We start from the raw sequence: 26,797 nt of genomic DNA on the forward strand, positions 1-26,797 counted from the left end.
GGGCTTATGTCGGTGCAGAAAATGCAAGATCGCGGGGGAATGAGGAACGCCGCGCCAGCCTCGTGGGCTGGCGCGGCGCGTAGTAGGGGCGACTGGGTCAGGCGACCGGGGCCTTGCCGAGGGCGACCTCGGCCTCCTCCTCCGGGGTGGCCTGCGGTGCCTCGTTCGCGGTGCGCAGCGGGATCTCCTTGATGAACCAGGCGAGCACCGGGATCACGATGGTGAACAGCACCGCCCAGAGGAAGACGTGCGAGATGGCGTCGGAGAGACCGCCGAGCACCGCCTCCCGCGCCTGGGCCGGCAGCTCCTTGAGCTTCGCCAGGTCCATCCCGCCACCGGCCTCGCCGCCGCCACCGAAGGCCCGACCGCCCTCGGAGTTGGCCAGCCGGTTGGCGAAGATGGCACCGAACAGCGAGATGCCGAACGAGCCACCGATCGACCGGAAGAAGGTCGCCGCGCCGCTGGCCGCGCCGAGGTCCTTCTGCTCGACGCTGTTCTGCGCGATCAGCATCGACGTCTGCATGAGGAAGCCCATGCCGACACCGAGCACGACCATGTACAGCGAGGACATCAGCTTGCTGGTGTCGGTGTCGAGCATGGACAGCAGCGCCATGCCCCCCGTCATCACCACACCACCGATGATCGGGTACGCCCGGTACCTGCCGTTCCTGGTGATGGCCCGGCCGATGACCAGCGAGACGACGAGCATGCCGAACATCAGGGGCAGCAGCAGCAGACCACTGTTTGTCGCCGACGCCCCCTGCACGGTCTGCTGGTAAAGCGGCAGGAAGTTCATCGCGCCGAACATCGCGAAACCGAGCAGGAAGCCGATCACCGAGATCAGCGCGAAGTTGCGGTTGGCGAAGAGCGCCAGCGGCAGGATCGGCTCCTGGACGCGGCGTTCCACCAGGCCGAACACCACCAGGGCGACGACGGCCAGCACGGCCAGGCCGAGGATCTGCGGCGAGGTCCAGTCGTACTCGTTGCCACCCCAGGTGGTGATGAGCACGATCGCTGTGATGCCGACCGACAGCAGCCCGGCGCCGAGCCAGTCGATCCGGTGCTCGGTGCGGTACTTCGGGAGCTGCATGGTGGTGATCAGCACGAGCAGCGCGACACCGCCCAGCGGCAGGTTCACGTAGAACGCCCAGCGCCAGGAGAGGTGGTCGGTGATGAAGCCGCCGACCAGCGGGCCGGCGACCATGGCGATGGCCATGATGCCGGCGATCATGCCCTGGTAGCGCCCGCGCTCGCGGGGCGGGACCAGGTCACCGATGATCGCCATCACGCCGACCATCAGGCCACCGGCGCCGAGGCCCTGCACGGCCCGGAAGGCGATGAGCTGGACCATGCCGTCCTGCGGGCCGCCGAACATCCCGGAGCCGGCCATGCCGCAGAGGGCGGAGCCGACCAGGAAGACGACGACCGAGGTCAGGAAGACCGACTTGCGGCCGTAGAGGTCACCGAGCTTGCCCCAGATCGGGGTGGAGACGGTGGTGCCCAGCACGTACGCGGTAACCACCCAGGTGAAGTGGTTGAGCCCGCCGAACTCGCCCACGATCCGCGGTAACGCGGTGCTGACGATCATATTGTCGAGCATCGCGAGCATCATCGCGATCATCAGCCCGAACAGCACGACCCTGATGTTGTTGGGTCGCGTGCCGGCCTGGGTTGCCTGAGTCATGGGTAAGCTCCCCCCGAGGATTGCCTTACTTACTTGCCGCCCGGCTAGTCACCTTACTAGCCGCACGGTAAGTTGGGTACGAGCAACGGTCAAGCCATTTGGAGGGCATGGGTGAGCGAGAGCACAGGCGGGACGCGGGAACGGATCAAGACCGTCGCGCTCGAGCTCTTCACCGAGCAGGGGTACGAGAAGACCTCGCTCCGGGAAATCGCCGAGCGCCTCAACGTCACCAAGGCCGCGCTCTACTACCACTTCAAGAGCAAGGACGACATCGTCGCCAGCTTCGTCGAGGACCGGCTGGAGCGGATGGACGCGCTGACCGCCTGGGCCGCCACCCAGCCCGCGACCCTGGCGATGCGACGCGAGCTGATCTCCCGGTACGCCGACACGATGTTCGACGGCACCCAGCCGTCGGTGATGCGCTTCTTCGAGCAGAACCAGACCGCGCTCAAGAGCCTCTCCTCCGGCCAGAAGATGCGCGGCCGGATGATGGAGCTGGCCGAGGCGCTCTGCCGGGGCGACGACTCCCCCGCCGCCCAACTGCGGGCCGCGCTGTCCCTGTTCGCGGTGCACACCAGTTGGTTCGCGGTACGCGCGCCGCACATCACCGACGATGAACGCCGCAAACTCGCACTGGAGGTGGCCGACGAGCTGCTGGCCGCCATCGGCACGGAGCCCGACGCCTGACCGGGCGGGCGATCGTCACGCCCAGGGCTCGTCGGTCGGCGGCTCAGCCGCGCGTGAGGTCCAGACGCAGGCCGAGCAGGTCCACACCAGGCGCGGGTGACCAGTCCTTCTCCGGCGAGCGGACGAACCCGCGCCGCGAGTAGAGCCGGTGCGCCGGATCGGCCATCCCGGCCCGGACGCAGATCACCACAGCCGTGCAACCCAACGCTGTCGCACTGTCGACGCACGCCTCGACCAACGCGGCACCGACACCCCGCCCCTGCGCGCCCGGGTCGACGGCGAGCATCCGGAACTCCGCCTCGCCCGGCCCGGACAGCTCGGCGTACGGAGTGCCCGGCAACACGAACGTGACCGAGCCGAGCACCGCCTCGGTCACCTCGTCGACCGCGACCAGCACCGCGCCGCTGGCGGCTCGGGTCGACACGTCGGCCAGCACCTCGCCGTACCCGTGCTCGCCCTTGAGCTGGCCATCCGCCTCGTACGCGGCCACTGTCAGCCGGGCCACCGCCGGGAAGTCGGCCGGTTCGGCCGAACGGACCCGCAACCCGGTCAAGCGATCACCGCGATCAGGTCACCGTCCTGCACGACGTCGCCCTCGTGCACGGCGAGCTGCTGGAGCACACCGTCGGACTCGGCGATGACCGGGATCTCCATCTTCATCGACTCGAGAATCACCAGGGTGTCGCCCTCGGCCACCGTGTCACCGGCCGTGGCGACGACCTTCCAGACGTTGGCCACCATCTCGGCGCGGATCTCCTCGGCCATGTCCAGGCCCTCCCTCTTCGCGACGTGCCTGCCGATGTATCCAATCATGCGTCGACCGGCGGTGGGCGCGCAGCGGCACAGCCGGGATGGCAGGCCCGCCCTGGGGAAGGCGGCGGGTGTAGACCGCACTACCATCAGCGGGTCGGACCCGACGCCGGACCGCCGGTGGCCGCATCGGCGCCGAGGTCGTGCGCAGGACGGATCCGACCCATCACGAGGAGGTCAGCATGGCGAAGAAGTCCCGGAAGAAGAAGGCTCGTAAGAAGAGCGCCGCGAACCACGGCAAGCGTCCCAACTCCTGAACGGGTCGACGGGCCGGCTGCCCGTCGCCGCTCAGCCCGACCCGGCCGAGGCCGGGCACACCGGTGGCCCGGGTCGACGTCGACCCGGGCCACCGGTCTCGCAGCTTGTGCCGACGCTCGGTCGGCCAGCTCAGTCGCTCAGTCGGCCAGCTCACGGGAGTCGCTGGTCTCGAAGACCACCAGCTCGGTGAGCTTGACCCGCAGCCGCTCGCGCAGCTCGTCCGGTGCGGTCTCGTTGCCACAGCAACGAGCCACCAGCGCCCGCACCTCCTGCTCCAGCCCGTACTCGCGCAGGCAGGGCCCGCACTCGTCCAGGTGGTGCCGGATCAGCGAGCGGCGCTCGTCGGCGCACTCCAGATCCAGGTAGAGATACACCTCCGCGAGCACTTCGCGGCAGTCCGTCTCGTGCGGCTCCCCACAGCTCACGTCACACCTCCCGGCCGGCAGCGGCGGTCGAGCCCTTCGCTGAGCGGGCCGCACTGAAGCCCCGCTCCCCCGCGTAGCGCTCGAGCAGCTTGCGCAGATTACGACGGCCCCGGTGCAGGCGCGACATCACGGTGCCGATCGGCGTGCCCATGATGTCCGCGACCTCCTTGTAGGAGAAGCCCTCGACATCGGTGAGGTAGACGGCCAGGCGGAACTCCTCCGGCAACTGCTGGAGGGCCTCCTTGACGTCACTGTCCGGCAGCCGGTCCAGTGCCTCCGTCTCGGCGGAGCGCAACCCGCTGGAGGTGTGCGACTCGGCCTCGGCGAGCTGCCAGTCGGTGATCTCCTCGGTGGGCGCCTGGATCGGCTGGCGCTGCCGCTTGCGGTAGGAGTTGATGTAGGTGTTGGTCAGGATCCGGTAGAGCCAGGCCTTCAGGTTCGTGCCCTGCTCAAACTGGTGGAAGGCCGCGTACGCCTTCAGGTAGGTCTCCTGGACCAGGTCCTCGGCATCCGCCGGGTTGCGTGTCATCCGCAGCCCAGCAGCGTAGAGCTGATCGACGAATGGCATCGCGTCCCGCTCGAATCGGGCCCTGCGCTCGTCCGTCTTCTCGGTGGTCAACCGCACATCCCCTCGCGTCGGATGCTTTCCCGCCGAGGATACGCGCACGGACCTGCCCGCAGATTCACTTCCGGCTGGTGTGCCCGTGCTCACCGCACCCACCCCGCCCGGGCCCGCCGTCGCCGGCCACTCCGGGCCATCCAGCAGCCGCTTCAGCTGCCGGGCGTCCCGTTCGTCCTGTTCCAGGCTTCGTGTCTCGGTTGGCACCGGTCACCCCCCTCGCAGAAAAGTCGTCCGGGGGTAGTAACGCGAGATGACCCTTGGGGCATTCCGGCCGGCCCTCCCGTTCCTGGTCCCGGCCCCGACGGCGGCCGGCGCTGGGACCAGGAAGGGCCTGGGAGGACTTGTGTCACCGGCCCTGCTCGGGACGACGGCACCATCGGATGCAACGACCCGTGCCCGGCCCCGGAAACGGTCGCCCCGGCGAGCCGGGCGACGGGTCAGTTGGCCGCCCAGCCCTGGGCGTACAGCCAGTCGCGGACGGCGGCGGCGGTGCCGGCCGGATCCCGGCGCAGATCGTGCGTCTCACGCGGACGGCTCACCACCTGCACGGCCGGCCCCGGCTCCGGCGTCCCGAACGGGTCCCGGTCGCCGTTGACGACAAGCGTCGGCAGGCCGGTGTCCAGTTCGGCGGCCCGCGAGCGTTCCGGCCGTCCCGGCGGGTGCAGCGGGAAGGCCAACGCGAGCACGCCCACCGCGCCCACCGCACGGGCCGTCCGGCAGGCCACCCGTGCGCCACTGGAACGCCCGCCGACCACCACCGTCGGCACATCGGCATGCCGGTCACGCAGCACGGCGAGCACCGCTGCCCAGGCTTCGTCGAGGTGACCCGCCGGGGCTGGCGCACGTCGACCGGCGACCCGGTAGGGCTGGGTCACCCGGACCACCGCCAGGCCGGCCGCGACCGACGCGTCCCGGACCGCGAGCAGGTCGGGCGCGTCGACGCTGCCGCCCGCGCCGTGCCCGAGCACGAGCAGGGCGGTGGCCGGGCGGACCGGCAGGTCGGTGTCGATCCGCGCCGGACCGCGCGGGGTGTCGATCTCGTTGCTGGGTGGCACCGGCCTATTCTGCGCCGTTGGACGGGCGACGGGTGCGAACCCGGCCGCCGATCAGCTCAGCGGAACCAGGGCGAGCAGGCGGTCACGCACCGGCGGGCCGGCGTCGTCGATGGCGTCCGGGTCGGGGTCGACCTCGCCACGCCAGGCGACGAGCATCGCCCGCCGTTCCCGCGGCGTGGTGCCGCCCCACACGCCATGGCAGTCACCGACGTCGAGGGCCCAGGCCAGGCAGGACCCCTGCACGTCACAACTGCGGCACAGCGCGACGGCGGCGTCCGCCGGCTCGTTCGGTGCCGGAAAGAATGTCTCCGGATCGACGCTCTGGCAGGTTCCTCTGGTACGCCACGCGTCGTCCTGTTGCCGTTCCCGCACGGCCCGCAGCAGTCGCGGATCTCGCCGCGCCGCCGCCACCTCGTGCGGGCGCGGCATACGTGCCCGTGTCATCCGCCCACCTCCCCCGTGGGACCGGCAAGATCTGTGGACGTCGTCCGCCCCGTGCGGATCGACAGCCACTACCGGCGCTGTGTTCTATCGCACTTCGCAACACCGGGACAAGGGTCTGCCGGGAACATGACTGAACAGCCAGGAGACGAATCGCGCGGAACCCTGGCAAATCGGCGGCCGACAATGCACGTCGGCGTCAGAAAAGAGTCAACTCCTGCGGCGTCACCGTCGGGGCCACCGCCACCCGGGCGGTCAGTTGCGGACCGTCGTTGCGAACGTCTCCCACCGCCGCACCCACTGGGCGGATCTCCAACCCCGCCAACTGCTCCTCCGACGCCGCAGTGAGCAGCCGTGCCGGCTCGTCGGTCGGCGCGAGCCACGACGACCAACGATCGGGTGGCAGCAGCACCGGCATCCGGTCGTGCACCTCGGCCAGGTCGCCGAGCGCCGCGGTCGTCAGCACGCTGAAGGTGAGCCGGGTGTCGGCGTCGGACTCCCAGACCGACCAGATGCCGGCCAGAGCGAGCACCGAGCCGTCCCGGGGGGTCATGAAGTACGCCTGTCGTCCGCCGTCGGGCAGACGGACCCACTCGTACCAACCGTCGGCCGGGACCAGGCACCGGCGACGGGAGAAGGAGCCCGCGTACGCCCGACTGGTGGCCACCGTCTCCGCCCGCGCGTTGATCATGCGGGCGGCACCCGAGGCGGACCGGGACCAGTGCGGCAACAACCCCCAGCGACCGACGCAGAGGCTGCGGTGCCCCTCCGGGCTGACCCGGACCAGCGGCACCGGATCGGTCGGCGCGACGTTGTGATCGGCCCGGACCAGGCCGTCGGAGTCGTCCGACGACTCGAACAGCGCGCTCAGCTCGCCGGAGCTCCGGGTCGTCGCGTACCTGCCGCACATGGGCACACGCTAACGCGTCGGAGGCCGGGTCGGCTGTCCCGCCAACCGGGAGTACGAATGCCGGGCTCCGCCGCCCACCCGCCGACACGGCAGAATGTAACCGTGGGGAACCTGACAGCGACCCGGCCGCCGCAGCCGTGGACCGCACCGACCGCATCCGACCCGGTGGCGGCGACGCTGCGCCTGCCCGGTTCCAAATCGATGACCGCCCGTGCCCTGGTGCTCAGCGCGCTGGCCGCCGGCCCGTCGACGCTGGCCCGGCCGCTGCGCGCCCGCGACACCGAGTTGATGGCCGCCGGCCTGCGGGCGATGGGCGCACACGTGTCGATAAGCGACGACGAGCGCTGGCTGATCCGGCCGCACCCGCTGGTCGGTCCCGCGCACGTCGACGTGGGGCTGGCCGGCACCGTGATGCGGTTCGCGCCCCCGGTGGCGGGCCTGGCCGACGGGCAGGTCACCTTCGACGGCGACCCGTACGTCCGCACCCGGCCGCTCGGCCCGCTCGTCGACGCGCTGCGCTCGCTGGGCGTCCGGATCGACGTCACCGGCACCGGCAGCCTTCCGCTGACAGTGCTCGGCACCGGCCGGGTCACCGGGGGCGAGGTGGTGATCGACGCGTCCGCCTCCAGCCAGCTCGTCTCCGGGCTGTTGCTGGCCGCCCCGCGCTTCGACCGGGGCGTCGTGGTCCGCCACGTCGGGCCGCCGGTGCCCTCCGCGCCGCACCTTCGGATGACCGTGCAGATGCTGCGGGCAGCCGGCGCGGCGGTCGACGACAGCACCCCCGACGTCTGGGCCGTCGAGCCCGGCCCGCTCACCGGGCGCGGCTGGGACATCGAACCGGACCTCTCCGGCGCCGTGCCGTTCTTCGCCGCGGCCCTGGTCACCGGCGGCGAGGTGACCCTGCAGGGTTGGCCGCACAGCAGCGCGCAGCCGGTCGAGCAACTCCGCTCACTGCTCCAACGGATGGGCGGCGAGGTCACCCTCACCACCAACGGGCTGACCGTCCGTGGCACCGGCGTGGTGCACGGCCTGACCGCCGACCTCTCCGACGTGGGCGAGCTGACCCTCGTGCTGACCGCGCTGGCCATGCTCGCCGACTCGCCGTCGGTCTTCACAGGCGTCGGGCACATCCGCGGCCACGAGACCGACCGGCTCGCCGCGCTCGCGCGGGAGTTCGGCGGGCTCGGGGCGGACATCACCGAGACACCGGACGGGTTGGAGATCCGGCCCCGCCCGCTGCGCGGCGGGGTCTTCCGCACCTACCACGACCACCGGATGGCGCACGCCGCAGCGGTGGCCGGGCTCGCCGTTCCGGGCATCGAGGTCGACGACGTGGGGTGTACCTCCAAGACCATGCCGGAGTTCCCGGCACTATGGTCAGCGATGGTGACCGGCAAGAGCTGACGCGAGAAGAGGACAGGTCCTGGCGACCAGACGGCGGGAGTACGACGAGGACGACGTACGGGTCCGGCCCGGAAAGTCGTCGCGCCCGCGTACGCGCACCCGCCCGCAGCACGCCGACGCGGTCGACGGGTTCGTCATCGCCGTCGACAGGGGGCGCTACACCTGCGTGCTGTCCGGGGCCGAGCGGGGCGTGGTCGGCGCGGAGCTGCCCACCGTCACCGCCATGCGGGCCCGCGAGCTGGGCCGCAAGTCGGTGGTGGTCGGTGACCGGGTCAGCCTGGTCGGCGACACGTCCGGCGCGGAGGGCGCTCTCGCCCGCATCGTCCGGATCGCCGAGCGCCGCTCGGTGCTGCGGCGCACCGCCGACGACGACGAGACCACCGCCGAGGGTCGGCTGGAACGGGTGGTGGTGGCGAACGCCGACCAGTTGGTGATCGTCAGCGCGTTGGCCGATCCGCCGCCGCGCACCGGGTTCATCGACCGCTGCCTGGTGGCCGCGTACGACGCGGACGTCGAGCCGCTGCTCTGTCTCACGAAGGCCGACCTGGCAGGGCCGGAGGAGGTGCTCGGTTACTACACCGAGCTGGAGCTGCCGTACGTGCTCAACCGCCCCGACTCCGACCTCGACGCGCTCCGTGCGCTGCTGAGCGGCAAGGTGTCGGTGCTGGTCGGGCACTCCGGGGTGGGCAAGTCGACGCTCGTCAACCGCCTCGTTCCGGACGCGCTGCGCGCGGTGGGCGTGGTCAGCGCGATCGGCCGGGGCCGGCACACCTCGACCAGCGCGGTGGCGCTGCGACTGCCGCCGGTGCCGGGGATCGACACCGACCCGGGCTGGATCATCGACACCCCCGGGATCCGCAGCTTCGGGTTGGCGCACGTCTCGGCCGACAGCCTGCTGCACGGCTTTCCGGACCTGGTGGAGGGCACCGTCGACTGCCCACCGAACTGCCCGCACACGGCCGACGAGTCCGACTGTGGGCTGGACGCCTGGGTGGCAGCCGGTAAGGCAGACCCGCGTCGGCTGGCCTCGTACCGTCGCTTGCTGGCCTCCCGCGCCGGCGAGGGTGACTCGCGCGGCGACAGCGACCAGCGCGGCCCCGGCGAGGGCGACCGGCGCGGGCCCGACGAGTGACCCGACGGGCGTGGGCTAGGTTGCCGGCATGACCGGGTACGCCGACGACCTCGCCCTCGCACACCTGCTCGCCGACCGGGCCGACGCCATCGCCACGGCCCGGTTCCGCGCGCTCGACCTGCGCGTCGAGGCGAAGCCCGACCTGACACCGGTCTCCGACGCGGACACCGCCGTGGAGCGGGAGATCCGCGCCCTGCTGGCCGAGCACCGGCCGGCCGACGGGCTGCTCGGTGAGGAGTACGGCGCACAGCCGTCCGCCGACCCGGACGGCCGCCGGTGGATCATCGACCCGATCGACGGCACCAAGAACTTCGTCCGTGGCGTGCCGATCTGGGCCACCCTGATCGCGCTCTACGACGGCGACCGGCCGGCGGTCGGCGTGGTGTCCGCACCGGCGCTCGGACGACGCTGGTGGGCCAGCGCGGGCGCGGGCGCGTACGCCGGGCCGGGCCCCGCCGCCGGCGAGCGGATCGGCGTGTCCGCGGTGCGCGGGATCGCGGACGCCAGCTTCTGCTACTCGTCGCTGAACGGGTGGGAGAGCGCCGGGCGGCTCGACGCGGTGCTCGACCTGATGCGGGACAGCTGGCGCAACCGGGCGTACGGCGACTTCTACGGCTACATGCTGTTGGCCGAGGGGGCACTCGACGTGATGGCCGAGCCGGAGTTGTCCCTGTGGGACGTGGCGGCGCTGGTGCCGATCGTCACGGAGGCGGGTGGCACGGTCACGGATCTGGCCGGTCTACCGGCGCCCGCCGGCGCTCCGGGCACCGACAGCAGCGTGGTGGCCACCAACGGTGTGCTGCACGCCGACATCCTCGCCCGCCTCAATCGACCAGCCGAGCGCTGACCCCCGGCAACCTCTATCCTCGCCAGGTGGTCTCCTCCGGCTGGTGCTTTCTCGCGGCGATGATCGTCGCGTACGGCTTCGCCAACCTGCTCCAGTCGGTGGCTGCGGCCCGCACAACGGTGCACCACACCTTCGATCCGGGCCTGCTGCTGCGCCTCGCCGGGCACCGGACGTACCTGGTCGGCCTCGGCTGCCAGATCGGCGGTTTCGTACTCGCCTTCCTGGCCCGGCGGGACCTGCCGCTGTTCCTCGTGCAGGCCAGCGTGGCCGCCGGGCTCGGGGTGACCGCCATCCTCGGGGTGCTGGTGCTGAAGTGGCGACTACCGGCGGCGGAGGTGGTGCTGCTGGCACTGCTCTTCGCGGGGATCACCGCGCTGGTGCTGTCCGCCCGGCCGGCGCCGTCGAAGCAACTCGGCGCCGCCGGCTCGATCGCCCTGCTGGTGGCGCTCGGCGTGATCGCGGTGCTCGGTGTCTTCGCCGTCCGGCTGCACGGGGCACCCGGTTCGGTGGCCCTCGGCTCACTGGCCGGGCTGGCGTTCAGCTCGGCCGCGGTCGCCGCCCGACCACTGGCATCCGCGCCGTCCGCCGAGGCGTTCCTCGCCGACCCGCTCTTCTACCTGCTGATCGCCCACTCGATCGTCGGTCAGCTACTGCTCGGTCTGGCCATGCAGCGCGGCTCGACGACCGCAGCGGTCGCCGCGATGGACGCGGCGGGCGCCGTGCCGGCCGCGATCGTCGGCCTGCTGCTGCTCAACGACAAGATCTGGCCGGGGCGGGAGTGGCTGGCCGCGGCCGGCTTCCTGGTCACCCTGGCCGCGGTGATCGGTCTGACCCGGTACGCCGAACCGCAGCAGCACCGCTCGGTGGCACGCCGTCGGGACCGCGCCATGGTCGGCGTCGGCCGGCCGGGCTGACCGTCCGGCACCGCACCACGGCCGACGTGTCGAGGAAAACCGTCAGCTCAGGCCTCGACCGGCTTGCGGCGACTCACCACCCGCTCGTAGAGACGCTCCAACGCACCCGCGGTCCGCTCCCACGTGTAGCTGCTGCGCACCCGGTCCACCGCGGCGTGCCCGTACGCGAACCGCCCGGCGTTGTCGGCGAGCAGCCGGCGCATCGACACGCCGAGCGCCCGTACGTCTCCGGGGGGCACCAGACGGCCGGTGACCTCGTCGACGACGGCGTCCGCCAGGCCACCCATCGCGTAGCCGATCACTGGCACCCCGCAGGCCATCGCCTCCAGTGAGACCCGCCCGGCCGAGGAGTAGTGCGGCGTGCAGGCGACCACGTCCGCCGACCGGTACCAGGTGGCCATCTGGTCGTGCGGCACCGCCCCGACGAGCCGTACCTGGTCGACGACGCCGAGCTGTTCGGCAAGCTCGCGCAGCCGTCGCGCCTCGGCGTGGTTGGCCATCTGGTCGGCCGGCGGCCCACCGGCGATCACCAGCTCGGCGTCACCGACCAGCCGCATCGCCCGGACCAGGTCCTCCTGGCCGTGCCCGGCGGCGAGCGAGCCGACCGAGAGGATGCGGGGTCGCTGTTCGCGCGGTGCGGCCTCGCCGTCGGGATGGAACAGGTCGATGTCGACGCCGGCCGGCACCAACGCGACGGAGCTGCGTTGCAGACCCATCCGGGTCAACTCGTCGACCTCGTCGTTGGACTGGGCCACGGCGATGTCGACCGCCCGGGTCAACGCGCGTTCCAGCGTGATCCGCTGCCCCGGCCCGTCGTAGTGGCCGCCCAGGTGACGCAGCTGCTCTATGCCGAGCGAGTGGAACGTCTGCACCACCGGGATGTCGGTCTCCCGAACGGCGTGCGCGGCGGCCAGGCCACCGACCCAGTAGTGCCCGTGCACCACCTCGGGCCGCCAGGCACCCGACCACTCGTCGGCCAGCCAGCGGCCGACCTCCGTCACGTACGGGATCAGCTCGGCGGTGGGTAGTGGGGTGGGCGGACCGGCGGGCACCTGGTGCACCTGGTAGCCGTCGACGTTCATCGTCGCCGGCAGCGCCGGGTCGTCCCGGCGGTCGTAGAGCCGGACGTCATGGCCTCGCTCGGCCAGCTCGGCGGCGACCCGCGCGATGTGCTGTCGGGTACCGACCGGCGGCCCGTCGGCGTGGCGGTAGGAACTGGCGTGCGCGCAGACGAGGCCGACGCGCATGGGTCACCTCCCTGCGATCTTTCCTCGGCGGTGGTCCTCCCGGTCAGAGCGTCCCATTAACCCCGCGACGCTGAGCCGAAACCTGGCAGATCAGGAAGAGTCCGCGCGAGTGCCACCGACACTTGCGCCACGGCAAGCACATGCGGCACGCGACGGCACGGTTCGACGATGATCGACAAGCCGTGTCCGGTGTGACCAGGCCCGGCCGGGGGTACCGCTGAGGAATGCCGCTGACCCGCAGCCTCGACGAATCGACCGTGGTGATCACCGGCGCGTCCAGCGGGATCGGCACGGCAACCGCGTACGCGTTGGCCCGCCGGGGCGCCGCCGTCGTACTGGCCGCCCGCAGCGAGCCCGCCCTGCGGCAGGTCGCGCAGCGCTGCCGGGAGTTGGGCGGTCGGGCGCTCGTCGTACCGACAGATGTGACCGAGCTGGAGTCGGTACGGCGGCTCGCCGATCAGGCGGCGGCCGAGTTCGGCCGGATCGACGCCTGGGTGAACAACGCAGCGGTGGGCGCAGTGGGTCTGTTCGACGAGATCCCGGTCGCCGAGTTCCGCCGGGTGCTGGAGGTCAACCTGCTCGGGACGGTGCACGGCATCAAGGCGGCCCTGCCCTACCTGGGTGCCGCCGGTGGCGGTGTGCTCGTCAACAACGCCTCGGTGCTGGCCGAGGTCGCCATGCCGTACCAGTCGCCGTACAACGCCACCAAGCACGGCATCCGGGGGCTGGCCGACACCGTCCGACAGGAGTTGCGGGTCACCGGCCGGGGTCAGATCTCGGTCTGCACAGTGCTGCCGGCCACGATCGACACCCCGTTCTTTCGGCACACCGGCAACCACAGCGGCCGGGAGCTGGTGCCGCCTCCTCCGATCTACCCACCGGAGGTGGTCGCCGAGACCATCGTCCGGCTGCTGCGCCGGCCCCGCCGCGAGGCGTACGCCGGTGGGGCGGCCCGGCTGCTCGGCCTGCAGTGGCGGCTGGCCCCCGCGCTGGTCGAACGCACCCTCGGCTGGTACGCCCACCGCACCCAGTTCGGCCCGGGCGCCCGGGTGGACAGCAGCGGCAACGTGTTCCACGCCGACGCGCAGGCACGCCCGGACGGGGGCTGGAACGGTCGACGGCGACAGTTGGTGCGGATGACCGCCGCGTTCGGTCTGGCTGCCGCCGGCACCGCTGTCGGCACCCTGGCCGCCATCAACCGCCGCTCCCGGTCGGACCGCTGATGGCCGATGTCGAGCGCCAGAATGCGCTGGCCGTCACCGACGCGCACAATGGGCCGATCATGTCGAGCTGTCTCGTGGAAGTCGACGAATCGTCGGCGGTGGTCCGTCTGACAGGTGTGCTCGACGCCGCCGGAGCCGAGGCGGTACGCGGCGCGCTGCTCGCCCGCCTCGTGGCCCGGCCCGGTCCGGTGGTGGCCGACGTGACAGGTCTGCGGGTCGTCGACCCGGCCGGGCGGAGCGTCTTCGCCGACGTTCGCCGGGAGGTCGCCGACTGGCCCGCCGCGGATCTGCTGCTGTGCGACCCGGCGGTGGACGGGCCCGCCCACCCGGACGCCGCGTTCGCTGGCGTGCCGGCCTGGCCGACGCTCGACGGCGCGCTGGCCGCGGTCGCGGCGTCACCACTGGCGGCGGTGCTCACCGCCGAGCTGACCCCGGCGGTGGGAGCCGCCCGGCAGGCGCGCGAGCTGGTCGCCACCGGTTGTGAGCGCTGGGGCATGGCGACGCTCGCCGATCCGGCGTGCATCGCGATCACCGAGATGGTCAACAACGTGGTGGCGCACGCCCGGACCCCGATGACGGTTCGGCTGGCACCCCAGGAGAGCACCCTGCACCTGGCGGTTCGCGACCACTCCCCGCGTAGGCCGACGTTCGCCGGGATCTCCCCACCGACCCGGGCCGGCGGCCGGGGCCTGCTGCTGATCGACACGGTGACCCGTCGCTGGGGCAGCAGTGCCGTACCGGACGGCAAGGTGGTCTGGTGTGTGCTGCACCCGGACGACGAGGCCGCCTGACGGGGTCTTTCGCCGTCGACGCCCGGTTCGGCGCCGTACCGCCGAAGCTCGCCCGGTTATGGCGGGAGGGCAGCGGGTAGTGATCAGACATGCGCGACAACGAGTACCCGACCCCCGTGTCCGACACCGAGGCGCAGGGGCTGCCCGACACCGCCGATGACGACTCGACGGCCAACGACGACGTCCTCACCGGGCGCGAGGCGGACGGCCCGGACCCGGCCCAACTGCCCGGCGACCGGACGCCGGTGGCGGTGGACCGGTTCGGAACGACAGCCGAGGAGCAGCTCGACGGTGAGTCGTTGGACTACAAACTCGACCGCGAGGTCTACGAGCGCCCGGCGGACGACCCGCTGGCCGGCACGATCGATCCGAAGATCGCCTTCGAGGCGGACAACCTGGAGGCCGCGGCGGAGGCTCAGCTGGACGCCGACGTGATGGATCCCGGGCCGACCTCGGACCCGAACTCACCTGTCTCGCTCTACGACCACGGTCAGCTCGGCACGGTGGCCGACGCCACGGTGGGTCGGCTGGTGGAGCCGGACGAGGGGTCGCACACCGACCAGGAGACCGACTCGGTGGCGTACGACGCCGGATCGGCCGGGGGCGGGGCGACGGCCGAGGAGTTGGCGATCCACGAGACGGAGCCGCCGCGCTCGGTCTGACGCCCGGTCAGTCGTCCAGGCCGCGTTCGATGGCGTACCGGGTCAGCTCGACCCGGTTGTGCAGTTGCAGCTTGCCCAGGGTGTTCTGCACGTGGTTCTGCACCGTGCGGTGCGACAGGCCGAGCCGCTGGGCGATCTGCTTGTACGACATCCCCTTCGCCACCAGCCGCAGCACCTCCGTCTCCCGTTCTGTGAGCTGGGGCGTCGCCGGTTCGGCAGCGCCGGCGGGGCCGGTCCCCCGCCCCGGTCCGGCGGCCAGCCGGCGGTACTCGCCGAGGACCAGCCCGGCCAGCCCGGGGGTGAAGACGGCGTCGCCGGCCGCGGTGCGGTGCACCGCCTCCAGGAACTCGGCGGGCGCTGTCGACTTCACCAGGTAACCGGTGGCCCCGGCCTTGACCGCGTCCAGCACGCTCTGCTGTTCGCCGCTGGCGCTGAGCATCAGCACCCGCACGGCGGGCAGTGCGGCGCGCAACCCCAGGATGACCTCGACGCCGGAGATGTCCGGTAGTTGCAGGTCGAGGACCACGACGTCGGGCCGGGCGGCGGCGGCCACCCGGATGGCCTGTCGCCCCTCGCCGCTGGTCGCCACCACCAGGAAACCGGCCTCGGTGAGGTCGCGGGCCACCCCCTCCCGCCACATCGGATGGTCATCCACCACCATCACCCGGATCGGGTTCACCGCGATGACCTCGGCACGCTCAGCTCGATCTCGGTCCCCGCCTCGGGGCCGGACACGATCCGAACCGTCCCACCCACGTCGGCCACCCGGCCCCGGATCGACTGGGTCACACCGAGCCGCCCCTGGGCGGCCGCCTCGGCCAGCCGACCGTCCGGGATGCCCGGCCCCTCGTCGCGGATCGACACGGTCACCGTCGCCCCCTCGTCCTCGATCAGCACCCAGGCCCGCCCACCGGCGTGCCGCCCCACGTTGTCCAGGGCCGCACCCGTCGCGGCGGCCAACTCGCCGGCCACCCGTCGGGGCAGCGGCACCGGTGTGGCCGGGGCGGAGAGCGCCACCGCCGCCGAGGCGTACCGGCCGAGCAGGGTCCGCAGGTCCACCGCCTCACCGCCGTCCGGGAGGCTGCCGGTGGCCGGGCCGGCACCGGCGATCAGCGCCCGCAGCGCAACCTCCTGCTCGCCGGCCAGCCGGGCCAGATCGCCGGCCTCCCCGGGCAGGTCGGCGCCGCGCCGCTGCACGAGCGCCAGCACCTGGAGCACCGAGTCGTGGATGCCCCGGGCCAACCGCTCCCGCTCCCGGGTGGCGGCCTCCAGCTCCACGGCGCGCTGCAGACGCTCCTCGGCGCTCGCCGCCAGCCGGGCCACGTGCCCGACCACCACTCCGGCGAGCAGCATCAGGATCACCCCGGTGAACGAGGACTGACCGATCCGCTCCCGGGTGGCCAGGTCCGCGCCGGCGACCAGCAGCGCGGCGACAGTGCCCCGCCGCCGGCCGCCGGAGACGGCCCAGGCCAGCACCGGGCCGGCCATCCAGGCCACCCCCAGTGTGGGTACGCCGTGGGTGAGCGCCGTCCGGCCGACCACCCACGGGGTGGCCAGCACGATGGCCACCACCACCCCGAGGTCGGCCAGCAGCAGCGGCCAGCGCCGCCAGGCGGGTCGGGAGTACCCGATCGCGGTCACCGCGGTCCAGGCGATCATCAGCAGGATCAGGGCGCCGACGGCGTACGGGTGGGCGTACCGGTCGGCGTCGCGCACCGCGAGCGCGCAGACGTACACCAGGGAGGCCAGCCTGAACACGGTGAGCGCACGCCACAGCGGCACCTCGAATCCACCCGGCGGCGACGGCATGGCGGTCAGAATGCCACAACCGGTCCGGCCACACGGCGAGCAGCGAGTGCGGTTCGGGAAACCCTGACGTACGGTGGAAAAGCCGCGAAATACTCCGAGATGCGCCGCCGGGACGGGCCCATGACGAACGCAGATCCGCACGCACCGCGTACGGTTGTGCCCATCGACCCTGCCCTCCTGATCGCCGAAGCCTTTGACCAGGCCCAGGTGACCGAGATTCGACACTCGGTCACCTCCTGCGCGCACGCCTCGGGTCTCAGCGGCCAACGTCTTGACGACTTCGTGCTCGCGATCAACGAATTGATCACCAACGCGGTGCGCCACGGCGGCGGGCGCGGCTGGCTGCGGCTCTGGCACGAGTCGGGTGTGCTGGTCTGCGAGGTCGCCGACCACGGGCAGGGGATCAGCCCGCAGCGGCTGGGCGACCGCAGTCGACCGACCCCGGACACCGCAGGCGGCTGGGGCCTCTGGCTGGCCCGCGAGCTGACCGACGCGATGGAGGTCGTCACCGGCACCGCCGGCACCACCGTCCGCATAACCACCGGCCTGACCAGCCGCTCCCACACCACCCCGCGCTAACCCCGCGCTCTCCACCCCCGCGCGATCTTGCACTTTCTGTCCCGACAAATCACCCGAACCCCCTCAGCCCGGCGACACAAACTGCAAGATCGCGGGGGTCAGGGGCGGGGGCGGGGGTCAGGCGAAGAGGGCGGAGACGGATTCGCCGTTGTGGATTCGGCGCGTCGCCTCGGCCAGGGCCGGTGCCACCGACAGGACCTGCAACTTGGGGACCCGCTTTTCGGCAGGGATGGGCACCGTGTTGGTGCAGACGATCTCCAGGACGCCCTCCTGGTCGCTGAGCCGCTGCAACGCGTCGCCGGAGAAGAGGCCGTGCGTGCAGGCGAGCCGGATCGACCGGACCTTCAGGCCCCGAAGATGCTCCATCAGCTCGACCACGGTGCTGCCCTTGGCGATCTCGTCGTCCAGCACGATGACGTCCCGGTCGGCCACCTCGCCGATCACCGCGCTGATCTTGACCAGGTCGTCGCTGAACCGCTGCTTCGCCCCGGCCGCGACAGGCGTGCCGAGCAACCGGGCGAAGGCCGCGGCCTCCTTGGCGTTGCCCAGGTCGGGCGAGACCACCACGGTGTTGCTGAGGTCGTAGCGCCGGAAGTGGGTGGCCAGCTCCCGCAGCGCGTGCAGGTGATCCACCGGGACGCTGAAGAAGCCGTGCACCTGCGGCGAGTGCAGGGTCATCGCGAGCACCCGGTCCGCACCGGCCGAGGTGAGCAGGTCGGCGACGAGCCGCGCGCCGATCGAGATCCGCGGCGCGTCCTTCTTGTCCGAACGGGCGTACGCGTAGTGCGGCAGCACCACTGTGATCCGGCCGGCGGAGGCACCCCGGGCGGCGTCGATCATCAGCAGCAGCTCGACCAGGTGCTCCTGCACCGGCGGCACCAGCGGCTGGATCAGGAAGACGTCCCGCTCCCGGCAGTTGGCCTGCAACTGCACTTCCAGGCAGTCGTTCGCGAACCGGGAGACCCGCACCGGGTGCAGCGGCACTCCCAGGTGCGCGCAGATCTCGGCGGCCAGGTCGGGGTGGGCGGTTCCACTGAAAACTGCGATGTCGCGCACGTTCGCACATCGTAGGCGAAGCGGATGGCCACCGACGGCGGCGGGCCGGAACCCGCAGTGACGCCTGTCGCGCCGCGCCGCCGTCCGGGTACGGTGCTGCGGTGACCCCCGAGTACGTCGCCGCCATCGACCAGGGCACCACCTCCTCGCGGTGCATCGTCTTCGACCGGGCCGGGGACATCGTCGCCGTGGCCCAGCGCGAGCACCGGCAGATCTTCCCCCGACCGGGTTGGGTGGAGCACGACGCCGAGGAGATCTGGGACAACGTCCAGCAGGTGGTCGGGGAGGCGCTGCGGGCCGCCGGCACCGACGTGTCCGGGTTGGCCGCCGTCGGCATCACCAACCAGCGGGAGACCACTGTCGTCTGGGACCGGGCCACCGGCCGCCCGGTGGCCAACGCCATCGTCTGGCAGGACACCCGGACCGGGCCGCTGCTGCGCGAGCTTGCTTCGGCGTACGGCGAGGAGCGGTTCCGGGCCCGCACGGGCCTGCCGCTGGCCACCTACTTCGCCGGGCCGAAGCTGCGCTGGCTGCTCGACGAGGTCGACGGCCTCCGCGAGCGCGCCGAGCGCGGCGAGGTGCTCTTCGGCACCATGGACAGCTGGCTGATCTGGAAGCTGACCGGTGAGCACGTCACCGACGTGACAAACGCCAGCCGGACCATGCTGATGGACCTCGAAACCCTGGACTGGGCACCGGATCTGCTGGACGCGATGGGCGTCCCGGCGGCGATGCTGCCGGAGATCCGCTGCTCCGCCGAGGTGTACGGCACGGCGACCGGGGTCCTCGCCGGGGTGCCGGTGGCCAGTGCGCTCGGCGACCAGCAGGCCGCCCTCTTCGGGCAGACCTGCTTCCAGCCGGGCGAGGCGAAGTGCACCTACGGCACCGGCAGCTTCCTGCTGCTCAACACCGGCGCCAGCCCGGTCCCGTCGACGCACGGCCTGCTCACCACCGTCGCCTACCAGATCAAGGACCACCCGCCGGCGTACGCCCTCGAGGGTGCCATCGCGGTCACCGGCTCGCTGGTGCAGTGGCTGCGGGACAATCTCGGGCTGATCTCCACGGCGGCCGAGGTGGAGGCGTTGGCCCGCACCGTTGACGACAACGGCGGCTGCTACGTGGTGCCGGCGTTCTCGGGGCTGTTCGCGCCGCACTGGCGCAGCGACGCCCGCGGGGTGATCGCCGGCCTGACCGGCTACATCACCAAGGGGCACCTGGCGCGTGCGGTGCTGGAGGCGTCGGCGTGGCAGACCCGCGAGGTGGTCGACGCGATGAACGCCGACTCGGATGTGGCGCTGCGCCGACTCCGGGTGGACGGCGGGATGACCGCGAACGGCCTGCTCATGCAGTTCCTCGCCGATGTGCTCGACGTGCCTGTGGTCCGGTCCCGGATCACCGAGACCACCTGCCTGGGCGCCGCGTACGCGGCGGGTCTGGCGGTCGGTTTCTGGCCGGACCTGGCCACCCTGCGATCGCAGTGGCGCTCCGACGCGCAGTGGGAGCCGGCCATGGCCCCGGACCTGCGCGACCGGGAGCTGCACAACTGGCGCAAGGCCGTGCAGCGCACCCTCGACTGGGTGGAGTGACCGCCGCTGCGGCGGTCACTCCCAGCGGTTGCCGGTGAGCTTCTCGTAGACGTCGACGTAGCGAGCCCGGGTCGCCTCGACCACCTCGGCCGGCATGTCCGGTGCCGGGGCCTGCTTGTTCCAGCCGCTGCCGGTGGCCCAGTCCCGCACGTACTGCTTGTCGTAGGAGAACTGCACCCGGCCCGGCTGGTACGACTCGGCCGGCCAGAACCGCGACGAGTCGGAGGTGAGCAGCTCGTCGGCGAGGACCAGGGTGCCGTCCGGCGCCCAGCCCAGCTCGATCTTGGTGTCGGCGACCAGGATGCCCCGGTCGGCGGCCAGCTCGGCGCCACGCCGGTAGATGTCGATGGTGATCTGCCGTAGCCGCTCGGCGGTGGCCTGGCCCACCTTGTCCACCACGTCGTCGTACGTGATGGGCTCGTCGTGCTCGCCAGCCGGAGCCTTGCTCGATGGCGTGAAGATCGGCTCGGGCAGGATCGACGCCTCGCCGAGCCCGCGCGGCAGTGGCACGCCGGAGACCGCGCCGGTCTGCTCGTACTCCCGCAGGCCACCGCCGGTCAGGTAACCGCGGGCGACGCACTCGACCGGGACCATGTCCAGCCGCTGGCAGCGGATGGCCCGCCCGGCGAACTCGGCGGGCACGTCGGTGGCCGAGATGACGTGGTTCGGCACCAGGTCGGCGAGCTGCTCGAACCACCAGAGCGAGAGCGCGGTGAGCAGGCGACCCTTGTCCGGGATCGGCGTCGGCAGCGCCACGTCGTAGATCGAGATGCGATCTGAGGCCACCAGGATCAGGTCGTCGCCGTCGGCGTAGACGTCCCGAACCTTGCCCGAGTGCAGAAGTTCCACGCGCCCTAGTACACCACGCGACATCGCCGGGCCTGATTCGACCACCCGGCCGAGGGTGACCGGACGGACGTTGACACCTTCGTGCGCTGCCTGCGTGAATGGTCCGACCGCCACCCCCGTAGGTCCAGGAGAGCCCCGTGCCCGTTGTTCGACCTCCGCTCGACCGACTCGGCGCCGACCCGGGCCGACGCCGACTGCTCGGCGCGCTGGTCGGCGCACCTCTGCTCGCGTCCGGCGGGTTGGCGGGGTGCAGTGACGACGCCGCCACCTCGACCCAGGACGGGCCCGTCGAGCTGTCGGTCTTCTGGTGGGGTGGCACCAAGCGGGCCGAGCTCACCGAGAAGGCGCTGCGGCTCTACTCGAACCGCAACCCCCGGGTCAGCTTCCGGGTCACCTGGCAGGGTGCCGACGGCTACTACGACCGGCTGGCCACCCAGGCCGGCGGCGGGAACGTACCGGACCTGATCCAGATCGACGACGCCATGCTCACCGAGTACACCCAACGTCAGGTCATCCTCGACCTCACCGACCGCCAGTTGGATCTTCGGGGCCTGCCGGAGGGTCTGATCCGCTACGGCACTGTGGAGGGGCGGACGATGGCGGTGGCCGCCGGGCAGACCCACGCCGTCGTGGTGTTCAACCGGGACCTGCTGCGGGAGCTCCAGATGCCGGAGCCACGCGCCGGGATGACCTGGGCCGACTACATCTCCTGGGCCACGCAGGTCACCGATGCCAGCGACGGCCGGGTCGCCGGCACCATGGACGGGTCGGGCGACTACCGGGCGCTCTGGCTCTGGCTGCGGTCGCAGGGCGGCGAGTTCTACCGGGGCAACCAGCTCGGCTTCGGCGCGGACGAGCTGATCGCGTGGTTCGAGCTGTGGCAGCGGGCCCGCCGGGGGCGGGCCACGCCGAGCGCGGCGCTCGTCGAGCAGGCCGACAGCGGCGAGCCGGCCCGGCAACTGGTGGTGAACGGGGTGACCGCCGCGTCCTTCGCCTGGTCGCACCAGCTACCGGAGCTGCAACGACTCACCAAGTCCGAGTTGGGCATCGTCGGCTTCCCCGGCCCACCGGGGGCGCAGTGGGCGCGGGCGTCGATGTACTGGGCGGCGTTCCGGGGCACCCGCCACCCGGACGCGGTCATCGACGTAATCAACTTTCTGACCAACAATGGTGAGGCTGGCACCGTCCTCGGCCACGAGCGCGGGCTGAACGCCAGCGCCGCGGTCCGCCGCTACGCCGAGGGCAGCATCACCGACCCGGCCCAGCGACGGGCCGCCGCGTTCGGCGCCAGCATCGCCGACCTGCTCGGGCCGGCGCCGGCCCCGCCGCCGCTGGGGCACGCCAAGGTGCGGACGCTGCTGGTCACCGCCGCCGAGCGGATCCGCGTCAAGCGTGACGGCACCCGCGAGGCCACCGCGCGCTTCCTGTCCCAGGCCATCGCGGCCCTGGCGGCCGTGAGCACCGGCGGCCAGCCCGGAGCCGGCCGCTGGTGACCCGCCCGGCGCCGCCGGCCCGGTCAGCGCGGCGGGCCACCCCGACGGTTGCGCATCAGACGCAGCACCAGGAACACGACGATCGCGACCACCACCAGGCAGCACAGCAGCGGGAGCACCCCGAAGCCGCTGCGGCCCCGCCGCCGGGCGGCCTCCACCACGAGTTCGCCGGTGCCCGTGGACGCCCAGGCCGCGACAGGCACGAAGACCGCCAGTACGACCGCACCGAAGACCGCGCTCAGGCGGCCCCACCACTTACCGAATGAAGACATGTGCCCATCCTCGCTGAAGGGTGCAACCTCGGCACGTCGGTCCACGCCGAATCACGGGACCGGATGGTGCGGAAACTCTCCGGCCGGCGCGCAACGTGCTGGCAACGTCCCGGCAAAGATGATGATCTTTACATGAATGTCTTGAGGTGATCGGATTCGCCTCATGGTCAACTCTGTAGACAGTGCGCGGATCTCTCGCACCCGAAGATCTGCGGCGGCAGCGGTCGGCGTCACCCTGGTCGCCGCTCTCCTCACCCCCACTGCGGCGCACGGTGCCCCACCGCCCACACCACCGCCGACGAGACCCGCCCAGAGCGGCAACGCGGACCGCACGCCCGTCACTGTCACGCTGATCACCGGCGACCGGGTGACGGTGACCCCGGGCGTCCACGGCGCAACCCCCTCGGTGGACGTCAAGCGCGCGCCCGGCGCCACCGGCTCCGTGCGTATCTCCACCGAGGGCCGGGACACCTATGTGTACCCGGACGAGGCGGTGCCCTACCTCGCCACCGGCCGACTCGACAAGCAACTGTTCGACGTCACCCAGCTCATCGCCCAGGGCTACGACGACGCGCGGACCACCGAACTCCCCCTGATCGTCACCCGCACCACGGGTTCGGCGAAGCTCAAGACCGGCACCACGCTGCCGGGCGCGCAGACCACGCTGGAGCTTCCCTCCGTCAGTGGTGAGGCGATCCGTACCCGCAGGTCGCAGGCCGCGGACTTCTGGTCGGCCCTCACCGGTGGCGCACAGCGCGGCGGTCAGTCGCCGTCGGCCCGCAGCGGCGCGGCGCCGGTGCCCTCCTTCGCTGCCGGCATCGACAAGGTGTGGCTCGACGGCAGGGCGGAGGCCACCCTGGCCGACACCACCGCGCAGATCGGAGCGCCCGCGGCGTGGGCCGCGGGCGGCACCGGCAACGGTGTCCGGGTCGCCGTCCTGGACAGCGGGGTGGACACCACCCACCCGGATCTCGCCGACCGGGTGGTCGCCTCCCGCAGTTTCATCCCCGGCCAGGACGTGATCGACCGGAACGGGCACGGCACCCACACCGCCTCCACCGTCGCCGGGACGGGCGCCGCCTCCGGCGGTACGGAACGGGGCGTGGCCCCCGACGCCGACCTGGTGATCGGAAAGGTCCTCGACCAGAACGGCAGCGGGTCGATCTCCGGGATCATCGCGGGCATGGAGTGGGCGGCGCGCGCCGAGCACGCCAAAGTGATCAACATGAGCCTCGGCGTGAGCGCGTGGCACACCCAGGACGACCCGCTGAGCCAGGCCGTCAACCAACTGACCGCCGAGACGGGTGCGCTCTTCGTCGTCGCCGCCGGCAACAGCGGGCCAGATCCGTACACCCTTGGTGCGCCGGGCACCGCGGACGCCGCGCTGACCATCGGCGCGGTGGACACCTCCGACCACCTGGCGGACTTCTCCAGCGTCGGGCCCCGGTTGAACGACGAGGCCCTCAAGCCCGACATGACCGCTCCCGGCGTGAACGTGCTGGCGGCACGCTCGCAGCACATCCCCTGGGGTGAGGGCTACTACTACGTCGACAGTGGCACCTCGATGGCAGCGCCGCACGTCGCCGGGGCGGCCGCCCTGCTGGTGCAGAAACACCCGACCTGGAGTGCGCGCCAGATCAAGGACGCGCTGATGAGCACCAGCGTCCGCACGCCCGACTACACCGCCTACCAGGCGGGCAGCGGTCGGTTGAACGTCGCCGCCGCCTACCACCAGGACCAGGTCATCGCGACCGGCTCGGTGGATGCCGGGCTCGTCGGCTGGGGCACCGCCCCACAGCCGATCAAGCGGACGATCACCTACACCAACACCACTGACAGCCCGATCGAGTTGCAGCTCTCGGTCGACAGCGGCACCTCCCCCGCGCGGACGTTCACGGCGACCGCCGACCGGGTCACGGTGCCCGGTCGCGGGAGCGCGACTGTCGACGTCGTGGTGGCCCCGGCCGGCCTCACCGCCGGCAGGTACTCCGCCCAGGTCACGGCCCGCTTCGCAGCCGGTGCGGTGCACACGGCCGTCGGAGTCGCCGTCGAGTCCAGGAAGTACGACCTCACCATCCACCTGAAGGACCGCTCCGGCCGGCCCATGAGCGGCGAGGTCGAGGTCGTCAACGCCGAGACCGGCTCCGCCTTCATGTGGGTGCCGGACGGAAAGCTCACCGCCCGCCTGGCGCCCGGCTCCTACACGGTCGTCACGGCGGCGGACGTGGAAGGCCTGCACGGGCCGCGCTCCCTCGGGCTCGCGATGCTGACCGCCCCCGAGGTCGACCTGACGACCAACCGGGTAGTGGAACTCGACGCCTCGCGGGCCCGCCAGGTGAAGGTGGCGACACCCCAACCGACCGCCGTCGTCAACAGCAGAATCGACGTCTACCGCTCCTTCACCTCGAGCGAGCCGACACCCACCGACTGGAGCGCCCTCCGCGAGACCTTCTGGCCGGGCGCCGCCTACGACAGCCTGTGGGCCCTCCCGACCACTGACAAGGTGAAGAAGGGCAGCTTCGTCTTCACCACCCGGATCCGCGCCGAGCAGACGCCGCTGGCGATCAGCTACCACGGCCGGCGCCTCAGCGACCCGCTCGCCCAGCCCGGTTCCCCGCCGTTGCCCGACGGCACCTCGGGCCTGGACGCGGTCTTCGCGGGCGTCGGCGGCACCGCCGACTACGCCGGCCTCTCCGCCCGAGGCAGGGCCGTGGTCGTCCGTGGCAACGACTCGGTGACCCCCACGGATCAGGCAGCGGCGGCGCACACCGCCGGTGCGGCGATGCTCGTCGTGGTCAACGACCGCGCGGGCCGCAAAAGTGACTGGTACGGCAACCCCGACGCCGTGACGACCGGGCCGATCCCGGTCGCCTCGGTGACAATGGACGAGGGCGAGGCGCTGATCAAGAAGATCACCGCCGCGGGCCGCAACGCGGTACGACTTGTCGTCGTCGCCCACCCCCGGGCGAAGTACCTGTACGACCTGGTGGACTACCACATTGGCGGGGTGCCGAAGGATCCGTCCGCCAAGACCGACCCGCGCAACCTCGCCCGGATCGATCTCACCTTCTCCCCGCCCCCGGGGAAGCAGTCCAGCGAGACGCGGATGGACTTCCCGCCGTACGAGTACGCGGCGGCACGCCCGTTCCCGTTCGAGCCGGTCGCGCCGGGGCCGCGTACCGACTGGGTCTCGGCGGGCGGCGGCATCAGGTGGATGCAGTACGCCGACGTCGTCGACTGGGCACGGTCCAACACGGAGGCCATCGCCTACCGGCCGGGCAGCGTCCAGAAGGACCGCTGGTTCGGGCCCATCACCCGGCCACGGCTGCTGAGCACCGAGATCCCGTTCCGTGGTGAGACAGCCATGAGCGCCTACATCCAGGGGTTCGGCGACGCGGGCGCCGCGCACAGCGGCGGGGCCAGCATGTCGCAGATCGCCACGTTCTATCAGGGCGACAAGCAGCTGACCCAGTTCGACGGCTGGCCGGAGGTCGGTGCGGGTGACCTGTCGCCGGAGAAACTGCCGTACCGGCTGGTCGTCGACACCGTGGGCAAGCCCGAGTTCAGCCCCTACTCGACAGCCACGCACACCGAGTGGAGCTTCGTCTCCGGGGGCAGCACTGAGGTGCAGGCCATCCCGCTGGTCCAGTTGGACTACGGAACGGACGTGGACTTCGCGGGTCGGACGAAGCGTCGCACCGAGTTCGCGATCACGCCGGTGGTGGTGGGCAGCACCGCGGCTCGGGACGCCGTGTCGTCGCTCCGACTGGAGATCTCCTACGACGACGGGGCGACCTGGCAGCGGCAGGACCTGAAGGAGAAGAAGGGCACCTGGCAGGCGTCCCTGAACGCGCCGCACCGGGCCGACTTCGTGTCGATCCGGGTAACCGCCAAGCAGCGCAACGGTGGCGGCGTCACCCAGACCGTCACCCGGGCCTTCGGCCTGCGGTAGGAACCGCGGGGGTCGGCGCCTGCGAGGTGCCGGCCCCCTTCGGGGCACTCATGCCGCAGAGGCAGCAAACAAGTCCGGCCCCCACACTG

The 26,797-nt window shown here is 71.9% G+C and carries 26 protein-coding genes and 1 pseudogene; 13 read left to right on the top strand and 14 right to left on the bottom strand.

The genetic code is table 11. The annotated features are described in order from the left end of the window. Positions 1-97 precede the first annotated feature (97 nt). A complete protein-coding gene (locus tag ACQP0U_RS27740) occupies positions 98-1,684 on the bottom strand; it encodes an MDR family MFS transporter (RefSeq protein ID WP_433312680.1) in 1,587 nt (528 codons plus the stop codon). Positions 1,685-1,795: 111 nt separating this feature from the next. Here ACQP0U_RS27740 and ACQP0U_RS27745 point away from each other — a divergent pair, with 111 nt between their 5' ends. Then, positions 1,796-2,371, top strand: coding sequence for a TetR/AcrR family transcriptional regulator (locus ACQP0U_RS27745; protein ID WP_433312683.1), 576 nt, complete (start codon positions 1,796-1,798; stop codon positions 2,369-2,371). Between the two features lie 43 nt (positions 2,372-2,414). Here the strand turns inward: ACQP0U_RS27745 and ACQP0U_RS27750 are convergent, their stop codons facing one another. Both ACQP0U_RS27750 and ACQP0U_RS27755 read right to left on the bottom strand, forming a co-directional pair. After that, the gene (locus ACQP0U_RS27750; protein WP_433312685.1) at positions 2,415-2,924 is read right to left on the bottom strand and encodes a GNAT family N-acetyltransferase; all 510 of its coding nucleotides are present in this window, start codon (positions 2,922-2,924) and stop codon (positions 2,415-2,417) included. Further along, on the bottom strand, positions 2,921-3,142 hold the full coding sequence (locus ACQP0U_RS27755; RefSeq protein ID WP_030490397.1) for a biotin/lipoyl-binding carrier protein: 222 nt from the start codon (positions 3,140-3,142) through the stop codon (positions 2,921-2,923). Before ACQP0U_RS27755 ends, ACQP0U_RS27750 begins: the two co-directional genes overlap by 4 nt. Positions 3,143-3,363: 221 nt before the next feature. Here ACQP0U_RS27755 and ACQP0U_RS27760 point away from each other — a divergent pair, with 221 nt between their 5' ends. Next, a complete protein-coding gene (locus ACQP0U_RS27760) occupies positions 3,364-3,438 on the top strand; it encodes a 50S ribosomal protein bL37 (protein WP_369814844.1) in 75 nt (24 codons plus the stop codon). A 138-nt stretch (positions 3,439-3,576) separates the two neighbouring features. On the opposite strand, the gene rsrA is transcribed toward ACQP0U_RS27760, so the two are convergent. The 5 genes from rsrA to ACQP0U_RS27785 all read right to left on the bottom strand — a co-directional run bounded on the left by rsrA (position 3,577) and on the right by ACQP0U_RS27785 (position 6,892). Continuing rightward, positions 3,577-3,864 (bottom strand): mycothiol system anti-sigma-R factor, encoded by a 288-nt coding sequence (gene rsrA / locus ACQP0U_RS27765; RefSeq protein WP_030336658.1) that lies wholly within the window; start codon positions 3,862-3,864, stop codon positions 3,577-3,579. A gap of 1 nt (position 3,865) precedes the next feature. Next, positions 3,866-4,690: a sigma-70 family RNA polymerase sigma factor gene (locus ACQP0U_RS27770; RefSeq protein WP_366335934.1), complete on the bottom strand. Its 825-nt coding sequence runs from the start codon at positions 4,688-4,690 to the stop codon at positions 3,866-3,868. Positions 4,691-4,923: 233 nt separating this feature from the next. Beyond that, positions 4,924-5,541: an alpha/beta hydrolase family protein gene (locus ACQP0U_RS27775; protein WP_433312689.1), complete on the bottom strand. Its 618-nt coding sequence runs from the start codon at positions 5,539-5,541 to the stop codon at positions 4,924-4,926. Positions 5,542-5,592: 51 nt separating this feature from the next. Then, entirely contained in the window at positions 5,593-5,985 is a 393-nt protein-coding gene (locus tag ACQP0U_RS27780) for a WhiB family transcriptional regulator (protein ID WP_433312692.1), read from the bottom strand. A 196-nt stretch (positions 5,986-6,181) separates the two neighbouring features. Further along, a complete protein-coding gene (locus ACQP0U_RS27785) occupies positions 6,182-6,892 on the bottom strand; it encodes an SOS response-associated peptidase (protein ID WP_433312695.1) in 711 nt (236 codons plus the stop codon). Between the two features lie 102 nt (positions 6,893-6,994). Here ACQP0U_RS27785 and aroA point away from each other — a divergent pair, with 102 nt between their 5' ends. The 4 genes and pseudogenes from aroA (at position 6,995) to ACQP0U_RS27805 (ending at position 11,279) form a co-directional block, all read left to right on the top strand. After that, positions 6,995-8,296, top strand: a complete 1,302-nt coding sequence (gene aroA / locus ACQP0U_RS27790) for a 3-phosphoshikimate 1-carboxyvinyltransferase (protein ID WP_433312697.1) — start codon at positions 6,995-6,997, stop codon at positions 8,294-8,296. 136 nt (positions 8,297-8,432) lie between these two features. Beyond that, on the top strand, positions 8,433-9,428 hold the full coding sequence (gene rsgA / locus ACQP0U_RS27795; protein WP_433321225.1) for a ribosome small subunit-dependent GTPase A: 996 nt from the start codon (positions 8,433-8,435) through the stop codon (positions 9,426-9,428). Positions 9,429-9,456: 28 nt separating this feature from the next. After that, positions 9,457-10,275: a histidinol-phosphatase gene (gene hisN / locus ACQP0U_RS27800; RefSeq protein ID WP_433312699.1), complete on the top strand. Its 819-nt coding sequence runs from the start codon at positions 9,457-9,459 to the stop codon at positions 10,273-10,275. Positions 10,276-10,334: 59 nt separating this feature from the next. Next, a pseudogene (locus tag ACQP0U_RS27805) lies at positions 10,335-11,279 on the top strand (hypothetical protein). Here ACQP0U_RS27805 and ACQP0U_RS27810 read toward each other — a convergent pair. Next, positions 11,237-12,436: a glycosyltransferase gene (locus ACQP0U_RS27810; protein ID WP_433312702.1), complete on the bottom strand. Its 1,200-nt coding sequence runs from the start codon at positions 12,434-12,436 to the stop codon at positions 11,237-11,239. The pseudogene ACQP0U_RS27805 and the gene ACQP0U_RS27810 overlap by 43 nt on opposite strands. A 224-nt stretch (positions 12,437-12,660) precedes the next feature. Between ACQP0U_RS27810 and ACQP0U_RS27815 the strand changes: the two genes are divergently transcribed. The 3 genes from ACQP0U_RS27815 (at position 12,661) to ACQP0U_RS27825 (ending at position 15,112) form a co-directional block, all read left to right on the top strand. Then, positions 12,661-13,659, top strand: a complete 999-nt coding sequence (locus ACQP0U_RS27815; protein WP_433312705.1) for an SDR family oxidoreductase — start codon at positions 12,661-12,663, stop codon at positions 13,657-13,659. Next, positions 13,659-14,450: an ATP-binding protein gene (locus ACQP0U_RS27820; protein ID WP_433312708.1), complete on the top strand. Its 792-nt coding sequence runs from the start codon at positions 13,659-13,661 to the stop codon at positions 14,448-14,450. Before ACQP0U_RS27815 ends, ACQP0U_RS27820 begins: the two co-directional genes overlap by 1 nt. 89 nt (positions 14,451-14,539) lie before the next feature. Beyond that, the gene (locus ACQP0U_RS27825) at positions 14,540-15,112 is read left to right on the top strand and encodes a DUF5709 domain-containing protein (protein ID WP_112583682.1); all 573 of its coding nucleotides are present in this window, start codon (positions 14,540-14,542) and stop codon (positions 15,110-15,112) included. 7 nt (positions 15,113-15,119) lie between these two features. On the opposite strand, the gene ACQP0U_RS27830 is transcribed toward ACQP0U_RS27825, so the two are convergent. Continuing rightward, entirely contained in the window at positions 15,120-15,773 is a 654-nt protein-coding gene (locus ACQP0U_RS27830; protein ID WP_196924633.1) for a response regulator, read from the bottom strand. Positions 15,774-15,787: 14 nt separating this feature from the next. Then, positions 15,788-16,921 carry a MacS family sensor histidine kinase gene (macS, locus tag ACQP0U_RS27835; RefSeq protein WP_433312712.1) on the bottom strand — a complete coding sequence of 378 codons (1,134 nt, stop codon included), beginning with the start codon at positions 16,919-16,921 and terminating at the stop codon, positions 15,788-15,790. A 120-nt stretch (positions 16,922-17,041) separates the two neighbouring features. Between macS and ACQP0U_RS27840 the strand changes: the two genes are divergently transcribed. Continuing rightward, entirely contained in the window at positions 17,042-17,500 is a 459-nt protein-coding gene (locus ACQP0U_RS27840; protein WP_433312715.1) for an ATP-binding protein, read from the top strand. A 117-nt stretch (positions 17,501-17,617) separates the two neighbouring features. Here ACQP0U_RS27840 and ACQP0U_RS27845 read toward each other — a convergent pair whose 3' ends face one another. Next, positions 17,618-18,556, bottom strand: coding sequence for a ribose-phosphate diphosphokinase (locus tag ACQP0U_RS27845; RefSeq protein WP_433312718.1), 939 nt, complete (start codon positions 18,554-18,556; stop codon positions 17,618-17,620). A gap of 101 nt (positions 18,557-18,657) precedes the next feature. On the opposite strand from ACQP0U_RS27845, the gene glpK reads away from it, so the two are divergent. After that, complete coding sequence (gene glpK / locus ACQP0U_RS27850) at positions 18,658-20,142, top strand: glycerol kinase GlpK (RefSeq protein WP_433312721.1); 1,485 nt, start codon at positions 18,658-18,660, stop codon at positions 20,140-20,142. 15 nt (positions 20,143-20,157) lie between these two features. Here glpK and ACQP0U_RS27855 read toward each other — a convergent pair whose 3' ends face one another. Continuing rightward, a complete protein-coding gene (locus ACQP0U_RS27855; RefSeq protein WP_433312723.1) occupies positions 20,158-20,991 on the bottom strand; it encodes a phosphoribosylaminoimidazolesuccinocarboxamide synthase in 834 nt (277 codons plus the stop codon). A 137-nt stretch (positions 20,992-21,128) separates the two neighbouring features. Here ACQP0U_RS27855 and ACQP0U_RS27860 point away from each other — a divergent pair, with 137 nt between their 5' ends. Next, complete coding sequence (locus ACQP0U_RS27860; RefSeq protein WP_433312726.1) at positions 21,129-22,484, top strand: ABC transporter substrate-binding protein; 1,356 nt, start codon at positions 21,129-21,131, stop codon at positions 22,482-22,484. Positions 22,485-22,507: 23 nt separating this feature from the next. Here ACQP0U_RS27860 and ACQP0U_RS27865 read toward each other — a convergent pair whose 3' ends face one another. After that, a complete protein-coding gene (locus ACQP0U_RS27865) occupies positions 22,508-22,756 on the bottom strand; it encodes a hypothetical protein (protein ID WP_030336617.1) in 249 nt (82 codons plus the stop codon). A 163-nt stretch (positions 22,757-22,919) separates the two neighbouring features. On the opposite strand from ACQP0U_RS27865, the gene ACQP0U_RS27870 reads away from it, so the two are divergent. After that, complete coding sequence (locus tag ACQP0U_RS27870) at positions 22,920-26,708, top strand: S8 family serine peptidase (protein WP_433312729.1); 3,789 nt, start codon at positions 22,920-22,922, stop codon at positions 26,706-26,708. Positions 26,709-26,797 lie beyond the last annotated feature (89 nt).

It is taken from the genome of Micromonospora sp. CA-269861 (assembly GCF_050948505.1).
Taxonomy (GTDB): Bacteria; Actinomycetota; Actinomycetes; order Mycobacteriales; family Micromonosporaceae; genus Micromonospora.

Bases quoted from the DNA above. Each gene is read 5' to 3' on its own strand.
- ACQP0U_RS27740 (WP_433312680.1), bottom strand. From the start codon at position 1,684: ATGACTCAGGCAACCCAGGCCGGCACGCGACCCAACAACATCAGGGTC.
- ACQP0U_RS27780 (WP_433312692.1), bottom strand. From the start codon at position 5,985: ATGACACGGGCACGTATGCCGCGCCCGCACGAGGTGGCGGCGGCGCGG.
- ACQP0U_RS27785 (WP_433312695.1), bottom strand. From the start codon at position 6,892: ATGTGCGGCAGGTACGCGACGACCCGGAGCTCCGGCGAGCTGAGCGCG.
- hisN (WP_433312699.1), top strand. From the start codon at position 9,457: ATGACCGGGTACGCCGACGACCTCGCCCTCGCACACCTGCTCGCCGAC.
- ACQP0U_RS27810 (WP_433312702.1), bottom strand. From the start codon at position 12,436: ATGCGCGTCGGCCTCGTCTGCGCGCACGCCAGTTCCTACCGCCACGCC.
- ACQP0U_RS27815 (WP_433312705.1), top strand. From the start codon at position 12,661: ATGCCGCTGACCCGCAGCCTCGACGAATCGACCGTGGTGATCACCGGC.
- ACQP0U_RS27820 (WP_433312708.1), top strand. From the start codon at position 13,659: ATGGCCGATGTCGAGCGCCAGAATGCGCTGGCCGTCACCGACGCGCAC.
- ACQP0U_RS27825 (WP_112583682.1), top strand. From the start codon at position 14,540: ATGCGCGACAACGAGTACCCGACCCCCGTGTCCGACACCGAGGCGCAG.
- ACQP0U_RS27830 (WP_196924633.1), bottom strand. From the start codon at position 15,773: ATGGTGGTGGATGACCATCCGATGTGGCGGGAGGGGGTGGCCCGCGAC.
- macS (WP_433312712.1), bottom strand. From the start codon at position 16,921: ATGCCGTCGCCGCCGGGTGGATTCGAGGTGCCGCTGTGGCGTGCGCTC.
- ACQP0U_RS27840 (WP_433312715.1), top strand. From the start codon at position 17,042: ATGACGAACGCAGATCCGCACGCACCGCGTACGGTTGTGCCCATCGAC.
- ACQP0U_RS27865 (WP_030336617.1), bottom strand. From the start codon at position 22,756: ATGTCTTCATTCGGTAAGTGGTGGGGCCGCCTGAGCGCGGTCTTCGGT.
- ACQP0U_RS27870 (WP_433312729.1), top strand. From the start codon at position 22,920: ATGGTCAACTCTGTAGACAGTGCGCGGATCTCTCGCACCCGAAGATCT.